This is a genomic window from Streptomyces virginiae, assembly GCF_041432505.1.
In the GTDB taxonomy this organism is placed as follows: Bacteria; Actinomycetota; Actinomycetes; order Streptomycetales; family Streptomycetaceae; genus Streptomyces; species Streptomyces virginiae_A.
Map to the genome: position 1 here is coordinate 2,391,997 of NZ_CP107871.1, position 21,327 is coordinate 2,413,323.

Genomic DNA, 21,327 nt, shown 5'->3' on the forward strand with positions numbered 1-21,327 from the left:
GGGGAGTTGGGTGCCGTCGCGCCGCCGATGGGGGACACCGCGGGCGCCGACGGACTCGACCCCGGAATCTTTACGCACTGTGGGTGAACGGGGGGCAAGCTGACGTTACTTCACCCCAAAGGGTGGTTTCCGGGCGCATATTCGAATCAATGCGCCCCATGTTGAACGCAAGTGCTCTCGTTTCACGGACATCCGGCCCGTGCGGTCGTCTACAACGACCGACGGGCACCGATGTCACGCGACGTCAACCGGGCGCCCGCGCCGGCCTCAGGCCCGGACCCGGCCGTTCACGACGACCCGCAGCGGCTGCGCCAGTACGCCCACGTCGGCCCGCGGGTCGGCGGCGTACACCACGAGGTCGGCGGGCGCCCCCTCGGTCAGCCCCGGCCTGCCGAGCCACTCCCGGGCCGCCCAGGCCGTCGCGGAGAGGGCGTCGATCGCCGGGATGCCGGCCTTGACCAGCTCCGCGACCTCCGCCGCGACCAGGCCGTGCGGCAGGGAGCCGCCCGCGTCGGTGCCGACGAAGACCTCGATGCCCGCGTCGTAGGCGGCCCGGACGGTGTCGTAGCGCCGTTCGTGGAGCCGTCGCATGTGCGCCGACCAGGTGGGGAACTTCGCCTCGCCGCCCGCCGCCATCTTCGGGAAGTTGGCGATGTTCACGAGCGTCGGGACGATCGCGACCCCGCGCTCCGCGAACAGCGGGATGGTGTCCTCGGTGAGGCCGGTGGCGTGTTCGATGCAGTCGATGCCCGCCTCGACGAGGTCGCGCAGCGAGTCCTCGGCGAAGCAGTGCGCCGTGACGCGGGCACCCAGCCGGTGTGCCTCGGCGATGGCCGCCTCGACCTCGGCGCGCGGCCAGCAGGCTGCGAGGTCACCGGCGTCGCGGTCGATCCAGTCGCCGACGAGCTTGACCCAGCCGTCGCCGCGCAGCGCCTCCCGCCCGACGTACTCGACGAGGTCGGCGGGCTCGATCTCGTGGGCGTAGTTGCGGATGTAGCGACGGGTGCGCGCGATGTGCCGGCCGGCCCGGATGATCTTCGGCAGGTCCTCGCGGTCGTCGATCCAGCGGGTGTCGGAGGGTGATCCGGCGTCGCGAATGAGGAGGGTGCCGGCATCGCGGTCGGTGAGGGCCTGGCGCTCGGCGGTCTCGGCGTCGACCGGGCCGTGGGCGTCCAGCCCCACGTGGCAGTGCGCGTCGACCAGTCCGGGCAGGGCCCAGCCGGTCACCGTGGTGATCTCACGGGCGCCGAGCGGGCGTTCGTAGGAGATCCGCCCGCCGACCACCCAGAGCTCGTCGCGTACCTCGTCGGGCCCGACCAGCACCCGCCCCTTCACGTGCAGCACGTCGCTCACATCAGTCGCATCGTTCATGGCGGCACTGTACGCACGGGACCCGCCCCCGTCAGGAGTCGGCGAGGGCGTTCAGGAGCCGGTCCACGTCCGCCTCCGTGTTGTAGAGGTGGAACGAGGCCCGCAGCATGCCCGCCCGGGGGGACGTGACGATGCCGGCCGCCTCCAGGGCGGGCTGCCGGTCGGCGAGACCCGGCACGGAGACGATGGCGGAATCGCCGGGGACGGGCTCGTGGCCCAGGCGCGCGAGGCCGGCCCGGTAGCGGGCGGCCAGGGCGGTGTCGTGGGCGTGGACGGCCTCGATGCCGATCCGCTCCAGCAGGGCCAGTGCGGATGCGGAGGCGTGGTAGGCGAGGAAGGCGGGGGACTCGTCGAACCGTCGTGCCCCGTGGGCGAGTCCCGCCATCGGCCCGTAGGTGGCGTCCCCGTCGGCGACCGCGGGCACCCAGCCGGCGTGCAGCGGGGTCAGCGTGTGCTGGGCCTCGCACGACACCGCCAGGTACGAGGCTCCGCGCACGCCGAGCAGCCATTTGAAGCCGCCGGCGACCGTGTACTCGTACGGGGAGGCGTCGAAGGGGAGCCAGCCGACGGCCTGGGTCGCGTCCACGAGCATCCGGGCCCCGTGCGCGGTCGCCGCCTCGCGCACCGCGGCCAGGTCGGCCTTGCGGCCGTCCGCGGACTGCACGACGCTCAGCGCGACCAGGGCGGTGCCGGGGCCGACGTACTCGGCGACGGATTCGAGCGGGACGAAGCGCGTCTTGAGGTCGCCGCGCGCCACGAAGGGGTTGATCAGGGAGGAGAACTCACCCTCGGGGCAGAGCACTTCGGCGCCGGAGGGGAGCGAGGCGGCGACGAGGCCGACGTGGGTGGAGACGGCCGAGCCGACGGACACCCGGTCGGTGTCGACCCCTGCGAGGCGGGCGAAGGCCGCCCGGGCCCCGTTCACACGGTCGAAGTCGCCGAAGCCGGTGGGGAGCCCGGCCCCCGCCGCCTCGGCCAGCTCCCGTACGGCCGCGACGGCGGAACGCGGGACGACCCCGCACTTGGCGGTGTTGAGGTAGGTGGTGGAGTGGGCGAACTCGGCACGGGTCGCTTCGGCGAGGGCAAGATCCATGCCTTCAACTCTGCGCCAGGAAGGGCCCGCAGTCCATCGCCGAGTTCACCGAGTCTCCGAGTCGTCCGGATCCCCGGGCCTCCGGGGATCCCCGAGTCGTCCCTACGCCTGCGGGACCGCGCACGCGCCGTCGGGCTCGCAGGCCTCGGCGGCCGCGGCCGGCTCCAGGGCCTCGCGCCCGGCCCACGCCTGCTCCAGGGCCCGGGTGAACACCTCGGCCGGCTGCCCGCCGGAGATGCCGTAGCGGCGGTCGAGGACGAAGAACGGGACGGCGTTCGCACCCAGCTCGGCGGCCTCGCGCTCGTCGGCGCGGACCTCGTCGGCGTAGGCGGAGTCGTCGGCGAGGACGGCGCGGGCCTCGGCCTCGTCCAGTCCGGCCTCGACGGCCAGGGCGATCAGCACCTCGGGGTCGAAGACGGAGCGCTCCTCGCCGAAGTTGGCGCGGTAGGCGAGGTCGAGCAGCTCCTCCTGGCGGCCGCGGGCGGCGGCCAGGTGCAGCAGTCGGTGGATGTCGAAGGTGTTGCCGTGGTCGCGGCCCTCGGTGAGGTAGGTGAGCCCCTCCGCGCGGGCGCTCGCGGCGACGTGCTCCTCCATGCCGCGCGCCTCGTCGAGGGTGCGGCCGTACTTCTTGGCGAGCATCTCCACGACGGGAGCGGTGACGCCCTTCGCCCCACCCGGGTCGAGCTCGAAGGACCGGAAGACGACCTCCACCTCGTCTCGGTGAGCGAACTCGGCCAGGCCCTTGGTGAAACGGGCCTTACCGATGTAGCACCAGGGACAAGCGATGTCGCTCCAGATCTCGACGCGCATGATCCTTCTTCTCTCCAGGTTCAAGGGGGGATGAAACGGTTTGTGGTTCAACCATTCACTGCCCCGTCTCATTCCCCGGACGGCACCGACACCTGGTCCACCCGCAACCAGAGGGTCCGGTGGGAGCCCGAGCGGGGGGCCGTCGGGTCCTCGAGCCAGCCCTGGGTGGCGTAGAAGGCCTGGGCGCGGAGGTTGTGCTCGTAGACCTCCAGGCGGACCCGGCGGATTCCGGCCCGCCGCCATGCGTCGAGGCAGGCGGCGTGCAGGGCGGCTCCGGTGCCGCGGCGCCAGTGGACGGGGTCGACGTGGAGCTGGGTGAGGGTGGTCTCGCCGTCCCGCGTGCGGAACGCGGCGACCCCGGTGAGCTCGCCGTCCTGCTCGGCGCAGAGCACCTCGCCCTCGGCGGCGTCCCGGGCGAGGGCCCGCGACCAGCCCTCGCGGGTCCGCTGGAGCTCGGCGTCGCCCGGGTAGGCCTGCTCGGGGATGTGGCCCTGGTAGTAGGTGGCGCGGGCCCGGGCGTGCAGGGCGGCGATCGCGGGGACGTCGGCGGGGAGCGCGGCTCTGATCATGGGAGTGGGAACGCGCCGGGAACCTCGACGGTTCCCGGCGCGTCGGCCGTGCGGCGTTCGTGGCTACTTCTTCAGCCAGGCCGCCATCATCTTCTGGGCGATGGGGGCGGCCAGCTTCCCGCCGCCGATCTCGGAACGGTCGGTGTCGGAGTTCTCGATCACCACGGCCACCGCGATCTGCTTGCCGTTCGACTTGCCGTAGGAGGTGAACCAGGCCAGCGGCGCGAGGCTGTTGTTGACACCGCGCTGGGCGGTACCGGTCTTGCCGCCGACCTCGGCGCCGGACACCTGGGCCGGCTTGCCGCCGCCCTCGGTGGCGACCGTACGCATGGCGTCGCGGATCATCGAGGCGGTCCGCTCTCCCATGACCTGCTGGGACTTCGGGTTCTTGAAGCTCTCCAGCACGTCGCCTCCCGAGTCGGTGACCTCGGAGACCAGGTGCGGGGCGACGAGCTTGCCGCCGTTCTCGATCGCGGCCGTCACCATCGCCATCTGGAGCGGGGTGGCCTGCACGTCGAACTGGCCGATACCGGTCTGCGCGACCTGGTCGATCGACATCTTCTTCGACGGGTACTTGCTGGGCGGGTTGGTGCGGACCGGGGTGTCGATCTGCACGTTGAAACCGAGCTTCTCGGCCGTCGCCCGCATCTTGTCCTGGCCCAGCTTCGAGGCGAGCTCGGCGAAGACGTTGTTGCAGGACAGCCGCAGGGCGGTGCGCACCGAGACGTTGTTGCAGGCCGCGGAGCCGGCTTCGCTGGGTAGGGGGGTGCGGGTGCCGGGGATCGTGTACGGGTCGGCGATCCCGGTCTGCCGGTCGATGTCGGTGACGAGTCCGTTCTCGATCGCCGCGGCGAGGGTGACCAGTTTGAAGGTGGAGCCGGGTGCCTGGGGCTTGCGCAGCGCCACGTTCTCCATGGCCTTGCCCTTGTCCGCGGAGAGCGCGTCCCAGGCCGCCTTGTCGTTGGCGCCGGCGATGCTGCCCGGGTCGAAGGAGGGGTTGTTCACCACGGCGAGGATCTCACCGGTCTTGGGGTCCATGGCCACGGCCGCGCCCTGCTTGCCCTGGAGCGCGTCGTAGGTGGCCTTCTGGACGTCCTTGTCGATGGTGGTCAGGACGTTGCCGGGGGAGGCCCGCTTGTTGGTGAGCATGTCCATGACGGTCCTCAGTCGGCTGTCGGAGCCGTTGAGGATGTTCTTGTAGATGCCCTCCAGCAGGGTGGTGCCGTAGGCCTGTGAGCTGTAGCCCGTGATGGGCGCGTACAGCGGGCCGTCGACGTACGTCCGCTTGTAACCGAAGTCCTTGCCGCCCGTCTTCTCCGAGCCGGTGATCGCCTCCCCGCCCACGATGATGTTGCCCAGCGGGTTCTCGTACTGCGCGATGAGATTCCGGCGGTTGTGCTTGTCTTCTGCGAGGGCCTGGCCTTGGTATGCCTGCACCCAGGTGACGCGGACCAGCAGGGCCAGCACCAGAAGCAGACAGAAGACCGACGCACGCCTGATCGTCTTGTTCATCCCCCAGAAGGACGTCCCGGGGACCCCAGCCGTTCCGCTCTGCCCCGATTGTGGCGGGGTTCTCAGCGTTTCTTCATGATGAAGCCTCCCTCGTAGGCCGCGATGACCGCCTGCGTACGGTCGCGGGAGCCGGTCTTGGTGAGGACCGCCGCGACGTGGGTCTTGACGGTCTGCGGACCGACCCCGAGGCGCTCGCTCATCTCGTGGTTGGACAGCCCGGTGGCCATCAGACGCAGTACGTCGGCCTCGCGCTCGGTGAGTCGGGCCACCCAGGGCGCGTCGGTGGGCGGGGCCCCGGCCGTGTGGGCGGCGGCGAGGGAGCGGACGGCGGCCGGGAAGAGCAGCGAGTCGCCTCGGGCGACGAGCCGGACCGCGCCGATCAGCTCGTCGGGGTCGGCCCGCTTGAGGAGGAAACCGACGGCTCCCGCCCGGAGCGCGTCGTAGACGTAGGCGTCGTTCTCGAAGGTGGTGACGACCACGATCCGGGGCGGCTCGGCCATGGTGGCGAGGATCTGCTCGGTGGCCCGGATGCCGTCGATCTCGGGCATCCGGACGTCCATGAGCACCACGTCGGGCGCGAGTGAGCGGACCAGCGGCACCGCCTCGGCCCCGGTGGCCGCCTCGCCGACGACCTCCAGGTCGGGCTCGGCCTCCAGGATGACCCGCAGCGCGGTGCGCACCATCCGCTCGTCGTCGCAGAGCACGATGCGCAGCGGCGGCCGCGGCACGGAAGTGGTCCCGGGAGTGGTCGCGGGTACGGGCGCGGCGGTCATCGGGCTTCCCCGGTGAGCGGCAGGACGGCCCGCAGTCGCCACCGGTCCCCGTGCGGGCCGGCTTCGACGCTGCCGCCGAGCAGTGCGGCCCGCTCCGCGGAGCCGCGCAGTCCGCGGCCTCCGGTGGTACGGGTCTCCCGGTCCTCGGCGGGGACCGCCGGCGGATTGGTCATGACGATCTCCAGTTCACGATGTGCGGTGTCGGGGCCGGCCTGGACGCGGATCCGCAGATCCACCGGGCCCGCCCCGTGCCGCAGGGCGTTGGTGAGGCCCTCCTGGACGATCCGGTACGCCTCGCGGGAGGCGATCGCCGGGAGGGCGGTCCAGTCCCCGGCGGGTCCGGGGTCCTGGTGCGCGGTGACGGTGGTGCCGGCGGCCCGGGTGCGGGACAGCAGCCCGTCGAGGTCGGCGGCGAGGGTGGGTGCGGGTGCGGTGTCCGGCCGGGCCGGGTCCCCGTCCCGCAGCAGGCCCAGCACGGCGTCGAGCTCGCCCACCGTCCGCCGCGTGGTGTCCTCGATCGCGGCCAGCGCCTCGCGTACGAAGTCGGGGTCGCGCTCCAGCATCCGCCGGGCCGCGGCGGCCTGGAGGGTGACGGCGCTCAGGGCGTGCCCGACCGCGTCGTGCAGCTCCCGTGCCAGCCGGTTGCGCACCGCCAGGTCGGCGGCCCGCTCCTCGGCCGCGGCCAGCCGGTCCGCCGCCGTGGGCCCGAGCAGGACGGGCGCCATCGCGGCCAGCAGCCGCCCGGCGCCGACCGCGCACAGGGTGAGCCCGGCCAGCAGCCCGATGCCGAGCAGCGGGGCGACGTACGGATCGGCGTGCGTGCCGAACCAGCCGTACCCCAGCTCCATGTCCCGCATCCGCCCCACGACGGGCACCGCGATCAGCAGGACCGCCATGGGCGGCACCGCGAGGGTCAACGCGCTGATCAGCGCGCCGGTCCCCAGGTGCAGGGTCCACCAGGCCGAGGCCCGCGCTCGCGCGGCCCAGGAGTGCGCGGGCCCGTCGGCCAACCCGTCCCCCGGCACGTCGCACATGGCCCGTACGGCGGCCACGGACATCGGCCGGACCGGCCCGAACAGCGCGGTGACGGCGACGAGGGGCAGGGAGGCGGCGTAGGACAGGAGGGTGAGCGAGCCGGAGTTGAGGGCGTTGACCCCGCCCGCGGCGACACCGACCACGACCTCCGTGAGGAGGAAGTACGGCATCAGCAGGGCGCCGCCGAGGATCAGGTGGACCCAGCGCCACCGGGCCCGCGCCACCGACGACCGCTTCACCCCGGGCGGCGGGGGGCGAGGAACCGTATGAGGACGGTCCCGGCGAGCAATCCGGTGATCATCTGGCCAGCGTAGATCAACACCGCTGTGTCGGGAGGCCCTTCACCACCGTCCAACTGCGGTCCCAGAGAGGCGAGCGTCATCCATGCCCCCCAGCTGAGCGTCGCCGCCCCGCCGACCCAGGTGAGGCCCAGGGGCCACCGCGCCCGTAGCGTCCCGCCACGGGCCAGCAGCAGAGCCCCGGCTCCGGCGGCGACCGCACACACCGCGTGGACCGCGGACACCACGGCCGTGTCCGCGGAGCGGGCGGCCGCCCGCTCCGCGCCCAGGCCGGCGGCCCCGCCGAAGGCCCAGTACAGGGACACCCCCGCGACCGCGAGGCCGACGGCCGCCGCGGCTGCCGCCACCACCCCCGTGGACGACGGCAGCCGCTCCCCCGTCACGCCCCGCCAGGCCCGCCCCCAGCGCTCCCGCGCATAGGGCACGAACAGGGCCGCCAGGGCGAGTCCTTGGATCGAGAATCCGGTGTAGACGACGTGGAACACCCACGGGTCCAGGAAGGGCTCCCGCGCCGCCTGTCCCATCGCCTCCGCCCCGAAACCGAGGGCGCGTACGAGCAGTTGGCCCGAGAAGCCGAGGACGATCGGGGTCAGCAGCCCGGTGGCCACGAACACCGGGAAGGTCAGCAGCGGGCCCGGCACGCGTATGCCCCAGGGCCTGGTGAGCACGAGGACGAGCAGGATCACGCAGGCGTCCATGGCCAGCGTGACGGAATTGGCCGCCGTGAAGAACGGGCCCGGCTCCCGCAACACGCTGCCCTCGGGTATCCCGAGGTGACTCCCGCACAGCCAGACCGTCTTGAGCCCCAGATACGGCACGGTGGCGGCCAGGGCCACCGCGCGCAGGACCCGCCGCCCCACCCCCAGGGGGGAGGGCGACGGCAGCTTCACTTCCGTCGGGTCACTCGGATGCGTCTCTCGCGTGTTCATGACTCAACGTTCGCGGCCGCGCGGCCACGCCACCTCCCCCGTGATGGGGAACCGCCTCCCCCACGCGGGGGAGGAACGACACCCGCCCCTCCTACCGCCCGTCACATGCGGCGCGTCACCACCGACAGCCGGTCCCGCGCCTCGAACAGCGCCGCCTTGATGAGTTGCTCGTGCTCCCCCGTCAGCCGGGCCACCGGCACCGAGCAGCTCACCGCGTCCCGCGCCGGCGTCCGGTACGGCACGGCCACCCCGAAGCAGCGCAACCCGAGCGTGTTCTCCTCCCGGTCCACCGCGTACCCCTGCTCCCGCACCAGCGCCAGCTCCTCGATCAGCTGCTCCCGGTCGGTGAGGGTGTGTTCGGTGACCGCCTCCAACCGCCGCGGCAGCAGCCCGCGCACCTCCTGGTCCGTGTGCGTGGCCAGCAGGGCCTTGCCCAACGCCGTCGAGTGCACGGGCAGCCGCCGCCCGACCCGGGTGAAGGGACGCAGGTAGTGCTGGGACTGCCGGGTGGCGAGGTAGACCACGCTCGTCCCGTCCAGCCGGGCCAGGTGGATGGTCTCCGTCGTGTCGTCGGAGAGCCGGTCCAGGGTGGGCCGGGCGGCGGCGACCACCTCGTCGCCGTCGATGTACGAGCTGCCGACCAGCAGGGCCCGTACGCCGATGCCGTACCGGGTGCCCGTCGCGTCCGTCTCCACCCACCCCAGGTTCACCAGCGTCCGCAGCAGCATGTAGAGGCTGGACTTCGGCAGCGAGAGGTCGTTCTGGATGTCGGCCAGGCTGTGCAGGCCCGGTCGCGCAGCGAAATGCTCCAGCAGCAGGACGGTCCGAACCGCCGATTTGACCGGCGCCGCCTGAACCGGAATACCCGACTCGGCCGTCGTCATACGCCTGCTCCCCCTCTGGTCGCCTCTTGTCACGCCGAGGACGCGGAAATAGAGTCCACAGCAGATGTGATCATTCATCCACCAGAACGACGTTCAGAATACTGAACGATCCAGGAGGCGGCGGGCCATGACAACGACTTCAGTCTGGAGTGTGGACCCCCGCACCGGGAAGCAGCGCGAACAGGTTGCGGTGGAGGCCACACCGCAGGAGGTGGACGAAGCGGTACGGGCCGCCCACGCCGCCCGCGGCGCACTCGCCGACGCCACCGTCCGCGCCGCCTTCCTGCGCGCCGCCGCCGCGCTCCTGGACGAGTCGGCCGCCCACGTGATCGAGGCCGCCGACGCCGAGACCGCGCTCGGCCCGGGCCGGCTCACCGGCGAACTGGCCCGCACCACCGGCCAGCTGCGCGCCTTCGCCGACGCCGTGGACGCCGGGGCCTACCTCGACGTCCGGATCGACCGCGCCGATCCCACCCTCAGCCCGCCGCGCCCCGAGCTGCGCCGCTACAAGATCCCGCTCGGCGTGGTCGCGGTCTACGCCGCCTCCAACTTCCCGCTCGCCTTCTCCGTCCCCGGCGGCGACACCGCGAGCGCGCTGGCCGCCGGCTGCCCGGTGGTCGTCAAGGCGCACCCCGACCACCCCGCCACCTCCGAGCTGTGCGCCTCGCTGCTGCGCCGGGCCGCGGTCGCCACCGGGCTCCCGGCCGAAGTGGTGAGCGTGGTCCACGGGTTCGACGCCGGCCTGGAGCTGATCCGCCACCCCCTGGTGGCCGCCGCCGGATTCACCGGTTCCATCCGGGGCGGGCGGGCCCTGTTCGACGCGGCCGCCGCCCGGCCCGTGCCCATCCCCTTCCACGGTGAACTGGGCTCCCTCAACCCCGTCGTGGTCACCCCGGCCGCCGCCGCCGAACGCGCCGAGGAGATCGGCGCCGGGCTCGCGGGCTCGGTCACCCTCGGCGTCGGGCAGTTCTGCGTGAAGCCCGGCCTGGTGCTGATCCCCGAGGGCGTGGACGGCGACCGGGTCACCGGCGAGCTCACCAAGGCGCTCGGGGAGACCGAGCCGGGGGTGCTGCTCGACCACCGGATGCGGGAGAACTTCGTCTCCGGGGTACGCGAACGGGCCGCTCTGCCCGGCGTCGACGCACCCGTGACCCCCGGTTCCGGCGGGGAGCACACCGTCGGGGCGGGCTACCTGACGGTGCGGGCCGGGCAGCTCCTGGAGGGCGGCGGGTACGACGTCCTCCTGGAGGAGTGCTTCGGTCCGGTCACCGTCGTCGTGCGGTACGCCGACCAGGACGAGGTGGGCGCGGTCCTCGGGCTCCTCGGCGGGAATCTGAGCGCCACCCTCCAGCTGTCGGCCGCCGAGACCGAGGGCGCGCCGGGCCCGGCCGCCGAGCTGATCGGGCAGGTCACCGGGCTGGCGGGGCGGATCGTGGTCAACGGCTGGCCGACCGGGGTGGCGGTGGCCCCGGCCCAACACCACGGAGGCCCCTACCCGGCGGCCACCTCGCACTCCACCTCGGTCGGCGGTACCGCGATCGAGCGCTGGCTGCGGCCGGTGGCCTACCAGTCCGTGCCGGACGCGCTCCTTCCGGCAGAGCTGCGCGAGTCCAACCCGCTGGGTCTGCCGCGCCAGGTCACCGGGGGCTGAACCGGACGCGCGTCGCCCCACGGCACCGTGGGGCGACGCGCGTACGACGGCGCGGGACGGTGGGCATCCGCGTGGGCCCACCCGTGGGAAGCGGAACGGAAATGTCACGAGGGTAAGGGAACGGCAAAGCGCCTCCGGTCGTTCTCCGGGCATGACCGCTATGACCCCTGGATCCAACCTGCCGCTCAATGCCGTCCGTGTGACGGTCGACGTGGCTGCGCCGGTGCGTCTCGACGTATCGGCCCTGCTCCTGACGGCGGACGGCAAGGTGCGCTCCGACGCCGACTTCATCTTCTTCAACCAGCCCACCGGGCCCGGTGTCAGCTACCGGTCCGGCGGCGGTGCGACGCCGGACTCGATCACCGTGGACACCGGCGCCGTGCCCCCGGGCATCGAGCGGATCGTGGTCACGGCCAGCCCGGACGCCGCCGGGCAGACCTTCCAGGGCATCGAGCCCACCGCCACCGTGCGCAACGCCGACGGCGGCGCGGTGATCGCCGGCTTCACCCCGCCGCAGCTGGGCACCGAGACGGCGCTCGTCGTCGTCGAGATCTACCTGCGCGGCGGTGTGTGGAAGGTGCGCGCGGTCGGCCAGGGGTACGCGAACGGCCTGGCCGGCATCGCCACCGACTTCGGAGTCTCCGTGGACGAGGAGCCCGCGGCGCCCCAGGCCGTGGCCGCCCCGCCCGCGCCCCCGGCGCCCGCCGCTCCCCAGGCCCCGCCCGCCTCCTACCCGCCCTCCCCCTGGCTCGGCGGCGCCACCCAGCCCGCGGCTCCCGCCCCGGCCGCCCCCGTCGCGCCCCCCGCACCGGCGGCCCCCGCCCCCGGCGCCGGGAAGATCAACCTCGACAAGGGCCGGGTCAGCCTCCAGAAGAACCAGACCGTCTCCCTCGTCAAGGGCGGCCGCCCGCTGCTCTCGCAGGTCAAGATGGGTCTCGGCTGGGAGCCCGCCTTCCGCGGCAAGGACATCGACCTCGACGCCTCCGTCATCGCGTACGGCCCCCAGCGCAACCACATCGACAGCTGCTACTTCGGCAAGTTGTCCATCCTCGGCGGCGCCGTCAAGCACTCCGGTGACAACCTCACCGGTGAGGGCGCCGGCGACGACGAGGTGATCGTCGTGGACCTCGGCCGGATCCCCGCCGACGCCACCGGCCTGGTCTTCACGGTCAATTCCTTCTCCGGCCAGAAGTTCACCGAGGTGGCCAAGGCCTACTGCCGGCTCATCGACGCGGCGAGCGGTGAGGAGCTGGTGCGCTTCGACCTGACGGGCGCCGAGCCCCAGACCGGCGTGATGATGGCCAAGCTGATCAAGCAGTTCTCCGGCGAGTGGGAGATGACCGCCATGGGCGACTTTGTGAAGTCGCGCACAGTGCGCGGCATGGTCAAGCCCGCCGCACAGGCACTCTGAGCAGGTGGGCGGGCACGAGCGGCCATCGGTGCGCGTTCCGGGTGATGGATGCCACGCGTAATCCGTAGGTGGCTGTCAGTGCCCGCCCGTAGCCTTGAAACCATGCACAAGACACTCACTCCCGCGGGGCCCGCCCGCCCGTCCGCCGCCGAGGCGAACGAGGCGATACGGCACCTTGTCGAGACCCGGGTGGACGGCGAGTGGCCCTCTGAGGCGTATGAGTTCCTGCTCGCCGAGTGGGCCGAGGCCTCTCGCACGGAGGTTGCCCCGGCCCTGTGAGCGGCCGTACGGCGCCCGCACCATGGGGCCGGCGCCGTCGGCCCCACGCCGGGGCGCCCGCGCCGTGGCGCCGCCGTCAGTGCCCGCGCCGCCACGGCCCGGTGATGGCCAGCATGATCCCCGGGTCCTGGATGTTGGCGTACAGCGTGCGCCCGTCCGGCGAGAAGCAGACACCGGTGAATTCGGAGTACTCCGGCTCCTCCGCCGACCCGTTGTTCAGCTCGTTGCGCGCCAGCGGGTAGGTGCGTCCCGACTCCGTCGCACCGAACAGGTGCTGCAGCCCCGAGCCGTCCTCCGCGATGATCAGACCGCCGTACGGCGAGACGGTGATGTTGTCGGGGCCGTCGTAGCCGCCGTCGACCGACGGGTCCGCGTTGACCCCGATGAGGACGGTGAGCCGGATCGTGCGCCGCTTGGGGTCGTAGAACCAGACCTGACCGTCGTGGGCCGCGCCCGGGCTCTCCTCACGGGCGTAGGACGAGACGAAGTACGCGCCGCCGTCCGCCCACCACATGCCCTCCAGCTTGCGCCCGCGCGTCACCACGCCGTCCGCGAACTGCTTGCGCACCGGTACGGTCCGGGCGTCGCGGTCGGGCACGTCCACCCAGTCGACCCCGTACACGGTGCCGATCTTCGTGGCGCGCGAGAGGTCGTCGACGAACCGGCCGGAGCTGTCGATGCACTTGGCGGCCTGGAGCACGCCGGCGTCGGCCGCGAGCGTACGGAGCTTGCCGCGCCCGTGGTGGAAGCCGCGGGGCGGGGTCCAGCGGTACAGCAGCCCGTTGGGGCCGGAGGCGTCCTCGGTCAGGTAGGCGTGCCCCTGGCGCGGGTCGATGACCACGGCCTCGTGGTCGTAGCGCCCGAAGGCCTTGATCGGCCGCGGGTCGCGGTTGGCGCGCCGGTCGTGCGGGTCGACCTCGAAGACGTAGCCGTGGTCCTTCGTCATCCCGTTCTTTCCGGCGAGGTCCGAGTTCTCCTCGCAGGTCAGCCAGGTGTTCCAGGGGGTGGCGCCGCCCGCGCAGTTGGTCGACGTACCGGCGATGCCCACCCATTCGGCGACCTCGCCGCCGCGCCGGACCTCGACGACCGTGCACCCGCCGGCCGCCGCCGGGTCGTAGACCAGTCCCTCGGCGAGGGGGACGGGGCGGGCCCAGCTCTCCCGCTTGCCCTTGAGTTCGTGGTTGTTGACGAGGAGGGTGACTCCGCGGTGGCCCTCGAAGGCGGCGGTCCCGTCGTGGTTGGACGGCGTGGTCTCGCCGGAGTCCAGCTCGGTGACCCCGCTGTGCGTGATGACGCGGTACCTGAACCCGGCGGGCAGGGCCAGCAGTCCGGCCGGGTCGGGGACGAGCGGGCCGTAGCCGGGCTCACAGGGCCGCCCGTGCGCGTCGCGATCGGTGCTGTCCTCGGCGGCGAGCGCCCCGGGGGCGGTGGCGAGCGCGCCGACCGTCCCGCTGAGCGCGACTCCCGCGCCGGCGATGACGGTACGGGCGGTGAAGTCTCAACGGCTGAGCGGCATCGGGTCTCCAGGGTGGGGAGGTGGTGCGCCTGTCGTGCGGTCGTCGGCGCACACGCTCTCGCCCGCACGTGAACGGCGGCTGAACTACCCACCACGAGGAACCGACCCCTTGCCCCACCCCGGAATGGCCAACTCCGGCCCCAGGAACGGCGCAATGTCACCGCCCTCCCGTGCACCTCCCGGGCACCCGACCCGAGCACCCGGCCCCCGGACGCGTTCTGGCAGGCTGCGCCCGTGGAAGAACTCATAGGCACTCAGAAGCCGGTACGCAGGATCCTCGACCCCGACGAGGCGATCGCCGCCTTGGAGCGCGCCGTGCCCGGGCTGCTGAGGCTCCGCCGGAGGGAACGGGCCGTCTTCGACTGGCATGCGATCGAGGAACGGATCGGAACGGCGCTGCCGTCCGACTTCAAGGCGCTCACCGAGTGGTATCCGGCCTTCGAACTGGACGACTTCCTGGGCCTCTGCGGCCCGTTGCCCGGCGAGGAAGGCGACTGGGCGGCGGCGTGTGCCAGGGAGTTCGCAGGAGAGGGCCCCGAGCTGCGTCCGGACGAGCTCGCCTCGACGGTGCTGATGCTCTGGGGGAACTCGATGGAAGGCGACGAGTTCTTCTGGAGTGTGCTCGGGGACGATCCGGACCACTGGCCCGTCACCGTCGGCTCCCACAACAGCGCCTGGTGGCACTACGAGGGCGGCATGGTCCAGTTCCTGGCCGAGCTCTGCGACAAAACCCTGGATCCGTGGGCGCTCCCCACGGTCGAGCCCGAACTCACCGGGTGGGGCGTCGCGGGCGGCGGCCGGCACACGACGGTCTGAGTCGTCCCTGCCGGACCCTGCCGGACCGTGCGGGCCGGGCGCAATCCGGCAGCGACGACCTGGGAACCCCTGGCTCAGGCCGGGCGGCGGGAGCGGGCCTTGAACGCGGCCTTGCGGGCCTCCTTGGCCGCCTTCTTGTCCGGGTGCAGGCGACCCATCGCCTCCAGGACGTACGCCGTCGCCGGGTGCTCCACCCGCCACACCTGCTCGAAGAAGCCCGTGTGGTGAGCGGTCAGGGTCTCCATCAGGAGCGGCAGCTCCTCCGTCTCACCATCGGCGGCGAGCTGCGCCGCGATCGTGTCCACGGTCAGCCAGAACACCATCTCCGGGTCCGGGGCCGGTACGTCGCCCACCCCGCGCTCCGCCAGCCAGACCCGGGCGAGCCCGCCGAGCTCCGGGTCGTCCAGCACCGAGCGGACCGCGGGCTCGGCCTCCGGCCCGGCCGGTGCCAGGGCCTGCTGGCACCGGAGCCGGCGCAGCGGGCCGCCCTCGTCGTCCCCGCGGGCGGCGGCCAGCAGTTCGGCGGCCGCGGCGGGCTGTTCCCGGCCGGCCAGCCACTGCTCGATCTCGGCCTGGGCGGCGTTCTCGGAGTAGAGGGAGACCGCGTCGAGGAGTGCGTCGGCACCCTTCTCGGCCAGTTCGCCGACGGCGGGGGCGTCGACCCCGGCCTCCAGCATGCGGGCCCGGATCCCGTACAGGCCGAGGGGGGTCAGGCGGACCATCCCGTAGCGGGAGACGTCCTCGTCGTCCACGGCGCCCGCGGTCTCCGCCTCCAGCGGGCCGTCGGCCTCCGCCATCAGTTCCTCGTCGACGGGCCGGAACTCCACCAGCCCGATCGGCTCCAGCTGCCGGAACTGGTCGTCGAGGCGCATCATCGCGTCCGAGACCTGCTCCAGCACGGCATCGGTCGGCTCGCCCATGCCGTCGGGCACGATCATCGACGCGGCGAGCACCGGCAGCGGAACGGGCCCGTCCGCGGCCCCGCCCTCGGTGACGGTGAGCAGGTAGAGGTTGGCGAGGACCCCGTCGAGGAAGTCGGCCTCACGCCCGGGGTTCCAGTCCAGCCGGTCGAAGTCGATCTCGCCGCCCGCGTCCAGCGCGTCGACGAGGTCGTCCAGGTCGGGCACGGCCGCGTCGGCGAGCACCGTGTCCAGGGCCGCGAGCCAGAGGTCGAGTACGTCGCCGGGCGCACCGGTCGTCACCAGCGCGAGGTCCTCGCCGGGGGCGGCCGTGCCGAAGCGCTCCTCTTCGCCTTCCCCGTTGTCGTCCTCCGGCTCGGTCACGTCGACCAGGCCGGTGTCCACGGCCACCCGCCAGGCCTGGCTCGCGTACCCGGCGGAGTCCTCGTCGGCGCCATCGAGGCCGAGCGTCGTGGCGGCCTCGGGCAGCTGGTCGGTGGCGAGCTCGCCGCCGACTCCCACGCGGGTTCCGGGTCCGGCCCAGCGGGCGAGCCGTACGGCGCGCGCGAACAGCGGGGCGCCGAGGGCGTCGCGGGCCAGTTCCGCGTCGGAGCGCAGCCGTACGGGCGGCAGCGTGGGGTGCGAGTCTGCGGACATGGGGCGGTTCTCCTCGCGAACGCGGTGGGACGGGGTGGAACGGGGGTGGATCGGGGGTGTGGCGGGGTGGAACGGGGTGTGGCGTTGGTGACACGGCCGCACGGCCGGCCGGACCGTCACATGCGCCCGGATTTCGCTGACATGGCCGACATGACGGGCAGTGCGGGCATGCGGATGTGGCGCAGATGACAGGCGTGGCCTTCGTACGGCGCTCCAGCGTAGACGCATTTCGGGCGTGTCCGGCGGGCCATCTCCTTTGGTTCATCCCACAGTCAGCTGTCGTATTCCCTGGAGGGCTTGACAACTTTGCTGGCCACACAGGAAATTGACGCGCGTAGATGTATAGGGAGCGGCTTGCCGTCCGCAGATCTCACTGCCGCACCCCCCACCTTTTCCCTCTCCCACACCGGAGTTCCTGCCCATGCGCTCCTCGCATCCCCGTTCCGCCGCCGTCGCGGCCCTCGTCGCCACCGCACTGGCCACCGGCCTGCTCGCGGGTTCCGCCGACGCGGCCGAAGGCGCCGTGTCCGCCGATCCGATACGCATCCACGACATTCAGGGCACCACCCGGATATCGCCGCTCAACGGCAAGCCGGTCACGGACGTCGAGGGCATCGTGACGGGCGTACGTACGTACGGCTCGCGCGGCTTCTGGATCCAGGACCCGGACGCCGACGACAACGACGCGACCAGCGAGGGTGTCTTCGTCTTCACCAACGCGGTCCCGACCGTCGCCGTGGGCGACGCGGTGAAGGTCTCCGGCACCGTGGGTGAGTACATCCCCGGCGGCCTGACCTCCGGCAACCAGTCGGTCACCCAGATCTCGAAGCCGACGGTCACCGTGGTCTCCTCCGGCAACGCGCTGCCCGAGGCCACCGCGATCAACGAGTACACGGTGCCCGCCGAGTACGCCCCGGCCGGTGACCCGGCCGCCGGCGGCAGCATCAACGGCCTCACCCTGGAGCCCGCGCGCTACGCCCTCGACCACTACGAGTCGCTGGAGGGCATGAACGTCAAGATCGGCACCTCCCGCGTGGTCGGCGCCACCGACCCGTACGCGGAGCTGTGGGTCACGGTGAAGGGCTGGGAGAACACCGCCAAGCGCGGCGGCACCGTCTACGGCTCCTACGAGTCCCAGAACACCGGCCGGCTGCAGATCCAGCAGCTCGCGCCCCTCGCGCAGCAGCCCTTCCCGGTGGCCAACGTCGGCGACCGGCTGACCGGCACCACCGAGGGCCCGCTGGACTTCAACCAGTTCGGCGGCTACACGCTGGTGGCCCGCACGCTCGGCACCGTCAAGGCGGGCACCCTCGCCCCCGAGAAGACCAAGCCGCAGGCCGAGCAGGAGCTCGCGGTGGCCACGTACAACGTCGAGAACCTCGACCCGACCGACCCGCAGGAGAAGTTCGACGCGCTGGCGAAGGCCGTCGTCGAGAATCTGGCCTCCCCCGACGTCCTCGCCCTGGAGGAGATCCAGGACGACAACGGCGCCAAGAACGACGGCACCGTCTCGGCCGAGCAGACCCTCGCCAAGTTCACCGCGGCGATCTCGGCCGCCGGCGGTCCGGCCTACCAGTGGCGGACCGTCAACCCGGAGGACAAGAAGGACGGTGGCGAGCCCGGCGGCAACATCCGCCAGGTGTTCCTCTTCAACCCGGCGCGGGTCTCCTTCACCGAGCGCGCCCCGGGTGACGCGGTGACCGCGACCGGCGTGACCAAGGTCAACGGCAAGGCCGCCCTGTCCCACTCCCCCGGCCGCGTCGACCCCGCCAACCCGGCGTGGGCGGACAGCCGCAAGCCGCTGGCCGGCGAGTTCGTCTTCCGTGGCAAGACGGTCTTCGTGATCGCCAACCACTTCGGCTCCAAGGGTGGCGACGAGGGCCTGACCTCGCACCACCAGCCGCCGGTCCGCTCCTCGGAGGCCAAGCGACTGCAGCAGGCGCAGGCCGTGAACGGCTTCGTGAAGCAGATCCTGGCCGAGGACAAGAACGCCAACGTCCTGGTCCTCGGTGACATCAACGACTTCGAGTTCTCGGCGACGACGGACGCGCTGGCGGACGGCGGGGCGCTGTACCCGGCGATCAAGTCGCTGCCGAAGGCGGAGCGCTACTCGTACGTCTACCAGGGCAACGCTCAGGTGCTGGACCAGATCCTGACCAGCCCGGCGATCAAGAAGTTCACGTACGACAGCGTGCACATCAACGCGGAGTTCTCGGCGCAGAACAGCGACCACGACCCGCAGGTGCTGCGCTTCCGCCCGTAACCCTTCGGGTCCCGTAGCCGCAGGGGGTCCGGCCGCCGTCCCGGCCGGTCCCCCTGCCACAATCCGGCCATGATCTTCCGTGAGGCCACGCGCCAGGACCTGCCCGCCGTACTCGCCCTGCTCGCCGACGAGGACACGGTCCTCGACCCGGCGTCGATCGTGGTCGGTGAGGCGCACGAGCGGGCGTTCGCGGCGATCGGGGCGGACCCGCGCAACGAGATGCTGGTCCTCACCGACGGGCCGAGCCGAACGGGCGAGGCGGACGAGGCAAACAAGGCGGACGAGGTCGTGCTCGGCTGCCTCCAGCTCACGTACATCCCGGGCCTGGGCCGAGGCGGTCAGGAGCGGGCCCTGGTGGAAGCGGTACGGATCCGCGCGGACCGGCGGGGCTCCGGGCTCGGCGCCGAGCTGATGCGGCTCGCCACCGAGCGGGCCCGCGCGCGTGGCTGCGGCCTGGTCCAGCTGACCAGCAGCAAGCGACGGACGGCCGCGCACCGGTTCTACGAGCGGCTGGGCTTCGCGCGCAGCCATGAGGGCTTCAAGCTGCACCTGGAGTCGTAACCGGGCCTTCCCGGACAAGGTAGGGACTTTCGGCCCTGGCGTGACGCTCGACACATCCCTGCCGAATCGACCGGTTGTGGTGGTTGAGTATTTCCACGCTCGATCTTGTACCGGCTCGTACCGACCGCACTCCCGGAGGATCCTCGTGCTCCCCTCCATCTCCCTCGCTCAGGAAATCGGCCTCGCCGTCCTGCTCGTGGCCGCGATCGTCTCGTTCACCGGCCTCCGCCACCTGCGGGGCGACGCCCGGTTCGCCCACGCGGAGCCCGCCGCCGCCGAGAGCCTGCCGATGATCCCGTCCCAGCGCGGCTCCGCCGGGCACCCGATGGAGTCGGTGGAGCTGACCGAGGCGGAGAAGCAGGCCTTCGCGGGTCTGATCCGCACGATCCCGCTGCACTGAGTACGGCGGGCCCGCCTCCTATCCGCCGCGGCGGGCCGTCGGCGTCTTCGGCTTCAGGGCGCCGATCAGGGCGCAGACCCCTGCCGTCACCGCCAGACTCCCCACCATGACCATGCCCACGCCGATCACGAAGAGCCCACTGGCATCGTCCGACCAGTCGTAGAAGGCGGCACAGGTCAGGCCGGCCGTGACCCCCGCGACGGCGCTCGCCGCGAGGCCCCGGTACGCCGCCCAGCACACGGGCACCAGCAGGGTCAGTCCGAGCCCGATCACCTGCCAGGCCTCGTAGGGCCCGGTCTCCGTGCCGTCGGGCTGCACGTCGCGGTGCTGGTCCCACCCGAGCCAGGCGGCCCACGCGGCGACTGCCGTCAGGGCGAGCGCCAGGGCGACCGGAAGGGGGGAGGCCGGGCCGAGGTCTATTCGTCGTCGCATGCCCCCAGCCTTCCCCCCGGCCCTGCGGGCCACCAGCGCGCAGATACTCAGTCCCGCCCGAGTACCCGCGCCCGGGGGACCTGGCTCCGACAACGGCCGAGCGCCCTCCCGGCCGTGGCGGACGGCGAGAGGGCGCTCGTGATGACGGGGGCGGTACCGGCCGGTGGGGGCCGGTGGTCGCCGTCAGTTGTGGCTGTGCAGGACCTCGTTCAGGCCACCCCAGGCCGCCTTGTACGGGCGGGCCTCGACGGCGCCGGTCACCGAGTTGCGACGGAAGAGGATGTTGTTGGCGCCGGAGAGCTCCAGGGCCTTGACGATCTGGCCGTCCGGCAGGGTCACTCGGGTGCCCGCGGTGACGTAGAGGCCGGCCTCGACCACGCACTCGTCGCCGAGCGCGATGCCCACGCCCGCCTCGGCGCCGATCAGGGTGCGCTCGCCGATCGAGATGATCTGCTTGCCGCCGCCCGAGAGGGTGCCCATGGTGGAGGCGCCGCCGCCGATGTCGGAGCCGTCGCCGACCACGACACCCGCGGAGATACGGCCCTCGACCATGGAGGTGCCGAGGGTGCCGGCGTTGAAGTTGACGAAGCCCTCGTGCATGACGGTGGTGCCCTCGGCGAGGTGCGCGCCGAGGCGGACGCGGTCCGCGTCGGCGATGCGCACGCCCTTGGGGGCGACGTAGTCCGTCATCCGCGGGAACTTGTCGATCGAGGTGACCTGGAGGTAGAGGCCCTCGGCGCGCGCGTTGAGGCGGACGGTCTCGACCTGGTCGACGGCGACCGGACCCAGGGAGGTCCAGGCGACGTTGGTCAGCAGGCCGAAGACGCCGTCGAGGTTCTGGCCGTGCGGCTTGACCAGGCGGTGGCTGAGCAGGTGCAGGCGCAGGTACGCGTCGTGCGCGTCCAGCGGCTTGTCCTCCAGGGAGGAGATGACCGTGCGGACGGCTACGACCTCGACGCCGCGGACCGCGTCCGTGCGGATCGCCTTGGCCGCGGCGGCGCCCAGCAGCTCCACGGCCTGGTCGGCGGTGAGGCGCTCGGTGCCGGCCGGGCCGGGCTCGGCGACCAGCTCGGGGGCGGGGAACCAGGTGTCGAGGACGGTGCCGTCGGCGGTGATGGTGGCAAGTCCGGCGGCGACGGCGCCGGTGGTACGCGTAGCAGTCATATC

The 21,327-nt window shown here is 72.5% G+C and carries 20 protein-coding genes; 7 read left to right on the forward strand and 13 right to left on the reverse strand.

Features of this window, described 5'->3' with window-relative positions; translation table 11 throughout:
* Positions 1 to 267: 267 nt before the first annotated feature.
* From OG624_RS11210 to OG624_RS11250, 9 genes are all read right to left on the reverse strand, one after another.
* Positions 268 to 1,371, reverse strand: coding sequence for an amidohydrolase family protein (locus OG624_RS11210; protein ID WP_033220630.1), 1,104 nt, complete (start codon positions 1,369 to 1,371; stop codon positions 268 to 270).
* A 31-nt stretch (positions 1,372 to 1,402) separates the two neighbouring features.
* Positions 1,403 to 2,464: an aminotransferase class V-fold PLP-dependent enzyme gene (locus tag OG624_RS11215; protein WP_033220633.1), complete on the reverse strand. Its 1,062-nt coding sequence runs from the start codon at positions 2,462 to 2,464 to the stop codon at positions 1,403 to 1,405.
* 102 nt (positions 2,465 to 2,566) lie between these two features.
* Positions 2,567 to 3,274, reverse strand: coding sequence for a DsbA family oxidoreductase (locus OG624_RS11220; RefSeq protein WP_033220635.1), 708 nt, complete (start codon positions 3,272 to 3,274; stop codon positions 2,567 to 2,569).
* Between the two features lie 68 nt (positions 3,275 to 3,342).
* Positions 3,343 to 3,843 carry a GNAT family N-acetyltransferase gene (locus OG624_RS11225; protein ID WP_161296246.1) on the reverse strand — a complete coding sequence of 167 codons (501 nt, stop codon included), beginning with the start codon at positions 3,841 to 3,843 and terminating at the stop codon, positions 3,343 to 3,345.
* A 63-nt stretch (positions 3,844 to 3,906) separates the two neighbouring features.
* Positions 3,907 to 5,355, reverse strand: a complete 1,449-nt coding sequence (locus OG624_RS11230) for a peptidoglycan D,D-transpeptidase FtsI family protein (protein WP_033220639.1) — start codon at positions 5,353 to 5,355, stop codon at positions 3,907 to 3,909.
* Between the two features lie 62 nt (positions 5,356 to 5,417).
* Positions 5,418 to 6,128 carry a response regulator transcription factor gene (locus OG624_RS11235; protein WP_078909307.1) on the reverse strand — a complete coding sequence of 237 codons (711 nt, stop codon included), beginning with the start codon at positions 6,126 to 6,128 and terminating at the stop codon, positions 5,418 to 5,420.
* Positions 6,125 to 7,333, reverse strand: coding sequence for a sensor histidine kinase (locus tag OG624_RS11240; protein ID WP_051763298.1), 1,209 nt, complete (start codon positions 7,331 to 7,333; stop codon positions 6,125 to 6,127). The genes OG624_RS11235 and OG624_RS11240 overlap by 4 nt, the downstream gene beginning before the upstream one ends.
* A 65-nt stretch (positions 7,334 to 7,398) precedes the next feature.
* A complete protein-coding gene (locus OG624_RS11245; protein ID WP_051763286.1) occupies positions 7,399 to 8,391 on the reverse strand; it encodes a hypothetical protein in 993 nt (330 codons plus the stop codon).
* A gap of 101 nt (positions 8,392 to 8,492) precedes the next feature.
* Positions 8,493 to 9,275, reverse strand: a complete 783-nt coding sequence (locus tag OG624_RS11250; RefSeq protein WP_033220646.1) for an IclR family transcriptional regulator — start codon at positions 9,273 to 9,275, stop codon at positions 8,493 to 8,495.
* A gap of 127 nt (positions 9,276 to 9,402) precedes the next feature.
* Between OG624_RS11250 and OG624_RS11255 the strand changes: the two genes are divergently transcribed.
* From OG624_RS11255 to OG624_RS11265, 3 genes are all read left to right on the forward strand, one after another.
* Positions 9,403 to 10,926, forward strand: a complete 1,524-nt coding sequence (locus tag OG624_RS11255; RefSeq protein ID WP_033220648.1) for an aldehyde dehydrogenase (NADP(+)) — start codon at positions 9,403 to 9,405, stop codon at positions 10,924 to 10,926.
* A gap of 160 nt (positions 10,927 to 11,086) precedes the next feature.
* A complete protein-coding gene (locus OG624_RS11260) occupies positions 11,087 to 12,337 on the forward strand; it encodes a TerD family protein (protein WP_371639377.1) in 1,251 nt (416 codons plus the stop codon).
* A gap of 102 nt (positions 12,338 to 12,439) precedes the next feature.
* The gene (locus tag OG624_RS11265) at positions 12,440 to 12,616 is read left to right on the forward strand and encodes a hypothetical protein (RefSeq protein ID WP_167745547.1); all 177 of its coding nucleotides are present in this window, start codon (positions 12,440 to 12,442) and stop codon (positions 12,614 to 12,616) included.
* Positions 12,617 to 12,692: 76 nt separating this feature from the next.
* Here OG624_RS11265 and OG624_RS11270 read toward each other — a convergent pair whose 3' ends face one another.
* Positions 12,693 to 14,093, reverse strand: a complete 1,401-nt coding sequence (locus tag OG624_RS11270; protein ID WP_371640849.1) for an alkaline phosphatase PhoX — start codon at positions 14,091 to 14,093, stop codon at positions 12,693 to 12,695.
* Between the two features lie 273 nt (positions 14,094 to 14,366).
* Between OG624_RS11270 and OG624_RS11275 the strand changes: the two genes are divergently transcribed.
* On the forward strand, positions 14,367 to 14,948 hold the full coding sequence (locus OG624_RS11275; protein WP_244290803.1) for a hypothetical protein: 582 nt from the start codon (positions 14,367 to 14,369) through the stop codon (positions 14,946 to 14,948).
* Positions 14,949 to 15,022: 74 nt separating this feature from the next.
* Here OG624_RS11275 and OG624_RS11280 read toward each other — a convergent pair whose 3' ends face one another.
* On the reverse strand, positions 15,023 to 16,504 hold the full coding sequence (locus OG624_RS11280; protein ID WP_033220655.1) for a hypothetical protein: 1,482 nt from the start codon (positions 16,502 to 16,504) through the stop codon (positions 15,023 to 15,025).
* Between the two features lie 421 nt (positions 16,505 to 16,925).
* Between OG624_RS11280 and OG624_RS11285 the strand changes: the two genes are divergently transcribed.
* The 3 genes from OG624_RS11285 to OG624_RS11295 all read left to right on the forward strand — a co-directional run bounded on the left by OG624_RS11285 (position 16,926) and on the right by OG624_RS11295 (position 19,728).
* Entirely contained in the window at positions 16,926 to 18,767 is a 1,842-nt protein-coding gene (locus OG624_RS11285; protein ID WP_266358151.1) for an endonuclease/exonuclease/phosphatase family protein, read from the forward strand.
* A gap of 69 nt (positions 18,768 to 18,836) precedes the next feature.
* A complete protein-coding gene (locus OG624_RS11290; protein WP_371639378.1) occupies positions 18,837 to 19,328 on the forward strand; it encodes a GNAT family N-acetyltransferase in 492 nt (163 codons plus the stop codon).
* Between the two features lie 145 nt (positions 19,329 to 19,473).
* Positions 19,474 to 19,728 carry a hypothetical protein gene (locus OG624_RS11295; protein WP_033220661.1) on the forward strand — a complete coding sequence of 85 codons (255 nt, stop codon included), beginning with the start codon at positions 19,474 to 19,476 and terminating at the stop codon, positions 19,726 to 19,728.
* An 18-nt stretch (positions 19,729 to 19,746) separates the two neighbouring features.
* Here OG624_RS11295 and OG624_RS11300 read toward each other — a convergent pair whose 3' ends face one another.
* Together OG624_RS11300 and dapD are read right to left on the reverse strand one after the other, a co-directional pair.
* The gene (locus tag OG624_RS11300; RefSeq protein WP_371639379.1) at positions 19,747 to 20,160 is read right to left on the reverse strand and encodes a hypothetical protein; all 414 of its coding nucleotides are present in this window, start codon (positions 20,158 to 20,160) and stop codon (positions 19,747 to 19,749) included.
* A gap of 183 nt (positions 20,161 to 20,343) precedes the next feature.
* On the reverse strand, positions 20,344 to 21,324 hold the full coding sequence (gene dapD / locus OG624_RS11305; protein ID WP_371639380.1) for a 2,3,4,5-tetrahydropyridine-2,6-dicarboxylate N-succinyltransferase: 981 nt from the start codon (positions 21,322 to 21,324) through the stop codon (positions 20,344 to 20,346).
* Positions 21,325 to 21,327 lie beyond the last annotated feature (3 nt).

Coding starts and splice junctions, on each gene's coding strand:
- OG624_RS11210 (WP_033220630.1), bottom strand. CDS start 1,371: ATGAACGATGCGACTGATGTGAGCGACGTGCTGCACGTGAAGGGGCGG.
- OG624_RS11215 (WP_033220633.1), bottom strand. CDS start 2,464: ATGGATCTTGCCCTCGCCGAAGCGACCCGTGCCGAGTTCGCCCACTCC.
- OG624_RS11220 (WP_033220635.1), bottom strand. CDS start 3,274: ATGCGCGTCGAGATCTGGAGCGACATCGCTTGTCCCTGGTGCTACATC.
- OG624_RS11225 (WP_161296246.1), bottom strand. CDS start 3,843: ATGATCAGAGCCGCGCTCCCCGCCGACGTCCCCGCGATCGCCGCCCTG.
- OG624_RS11230 (WP_033220639.1), bottom strand. CDS start 5,355: ATGAACAAGACGATCAGGCGTGCGTCGGTCTTCTGTCTGCTTCTGGTG.
- OG624_RS11235 (WP_078909307.1), bottom strand. CDS start 6,128: ATGACCGCCGCGCCCGTACCCGCGACCACTCCCGGGACCACTTCCGTG.
- OG624_RS11240 (WP_051763298.1), bottom strand. CDS start 7,333: ATGCCGTACTTCCTCCTCACGGAGGTCGTGGTCGGTGTCGCCGCGGGC.
- OG624_RS11245 (WP_051763286.1), bottom strand. CDS start 8,391: ATGAACACGCGAGAGACGCATCCGAGTGACCCGACGGAAGTGAAGCTG.
- OG624_RS11250 (WP_033220646.1), bottom strand. CDS start 9,275: ATGACGACGGCCGAGTCGGGTATTCCGGTTCAGGCGGCGCCGGTCAAA.
- OG624_RS11255 (WP_033220648.1), top strand. CDS start 9,403: ATGACAACGACTTCAGTCTGGAGTGTGGACCCCCGCACCGGGAAGCAG.
- OG624_RS11260 (WP_371639377.1), top strand. CDS start 11,087: ATGACCCCTGGATCCAACCTGCCGCTCAATGCCGTCCGTGTGACGGTC.
- OG624_RS11265 (WP_167745547.1), top strand. CDS start 12,440: ATGCACAAGACACTCACTCCCGCGGGGCCCGCCCGCCCGTCCGCCGCC.
- OG624_RS11280 (WP_033220655.1), bottom strand. CDS start 16,504: ATGTCCGCAGACTCGCACCCCACGCTGCCGCCCGTACGGCTGCGCTCC.
- OG624_RS11285 (WP_266358151.1), top strand. CDS start 16,926: ATGCGCTCCTCGCATCCCCGTTCCGCCGCCGTCGCGGCCCTCGTCGCC.
- OG624_RS11290 (WP_371639378.1), top strand. CDS start 18,837: ATGATCTTCCGTGAGGCCACGCGCCAGGACCTGCCCGCCGTACTCGCC.
- OG624_RS11300 (WP_371639379.1), bottom strand. CDS start 20,160: ATGCGACGACGAATAGACCTCGGCCCGGCCTCCCCCCTTCCGGTCGCC.
- dapD (WP_371639380.1), bottom strand. CDS start 21,324: ATGACTGCTACGCGTACCACCGGCGCCGTCGCCGCCGGACTTGCCACC.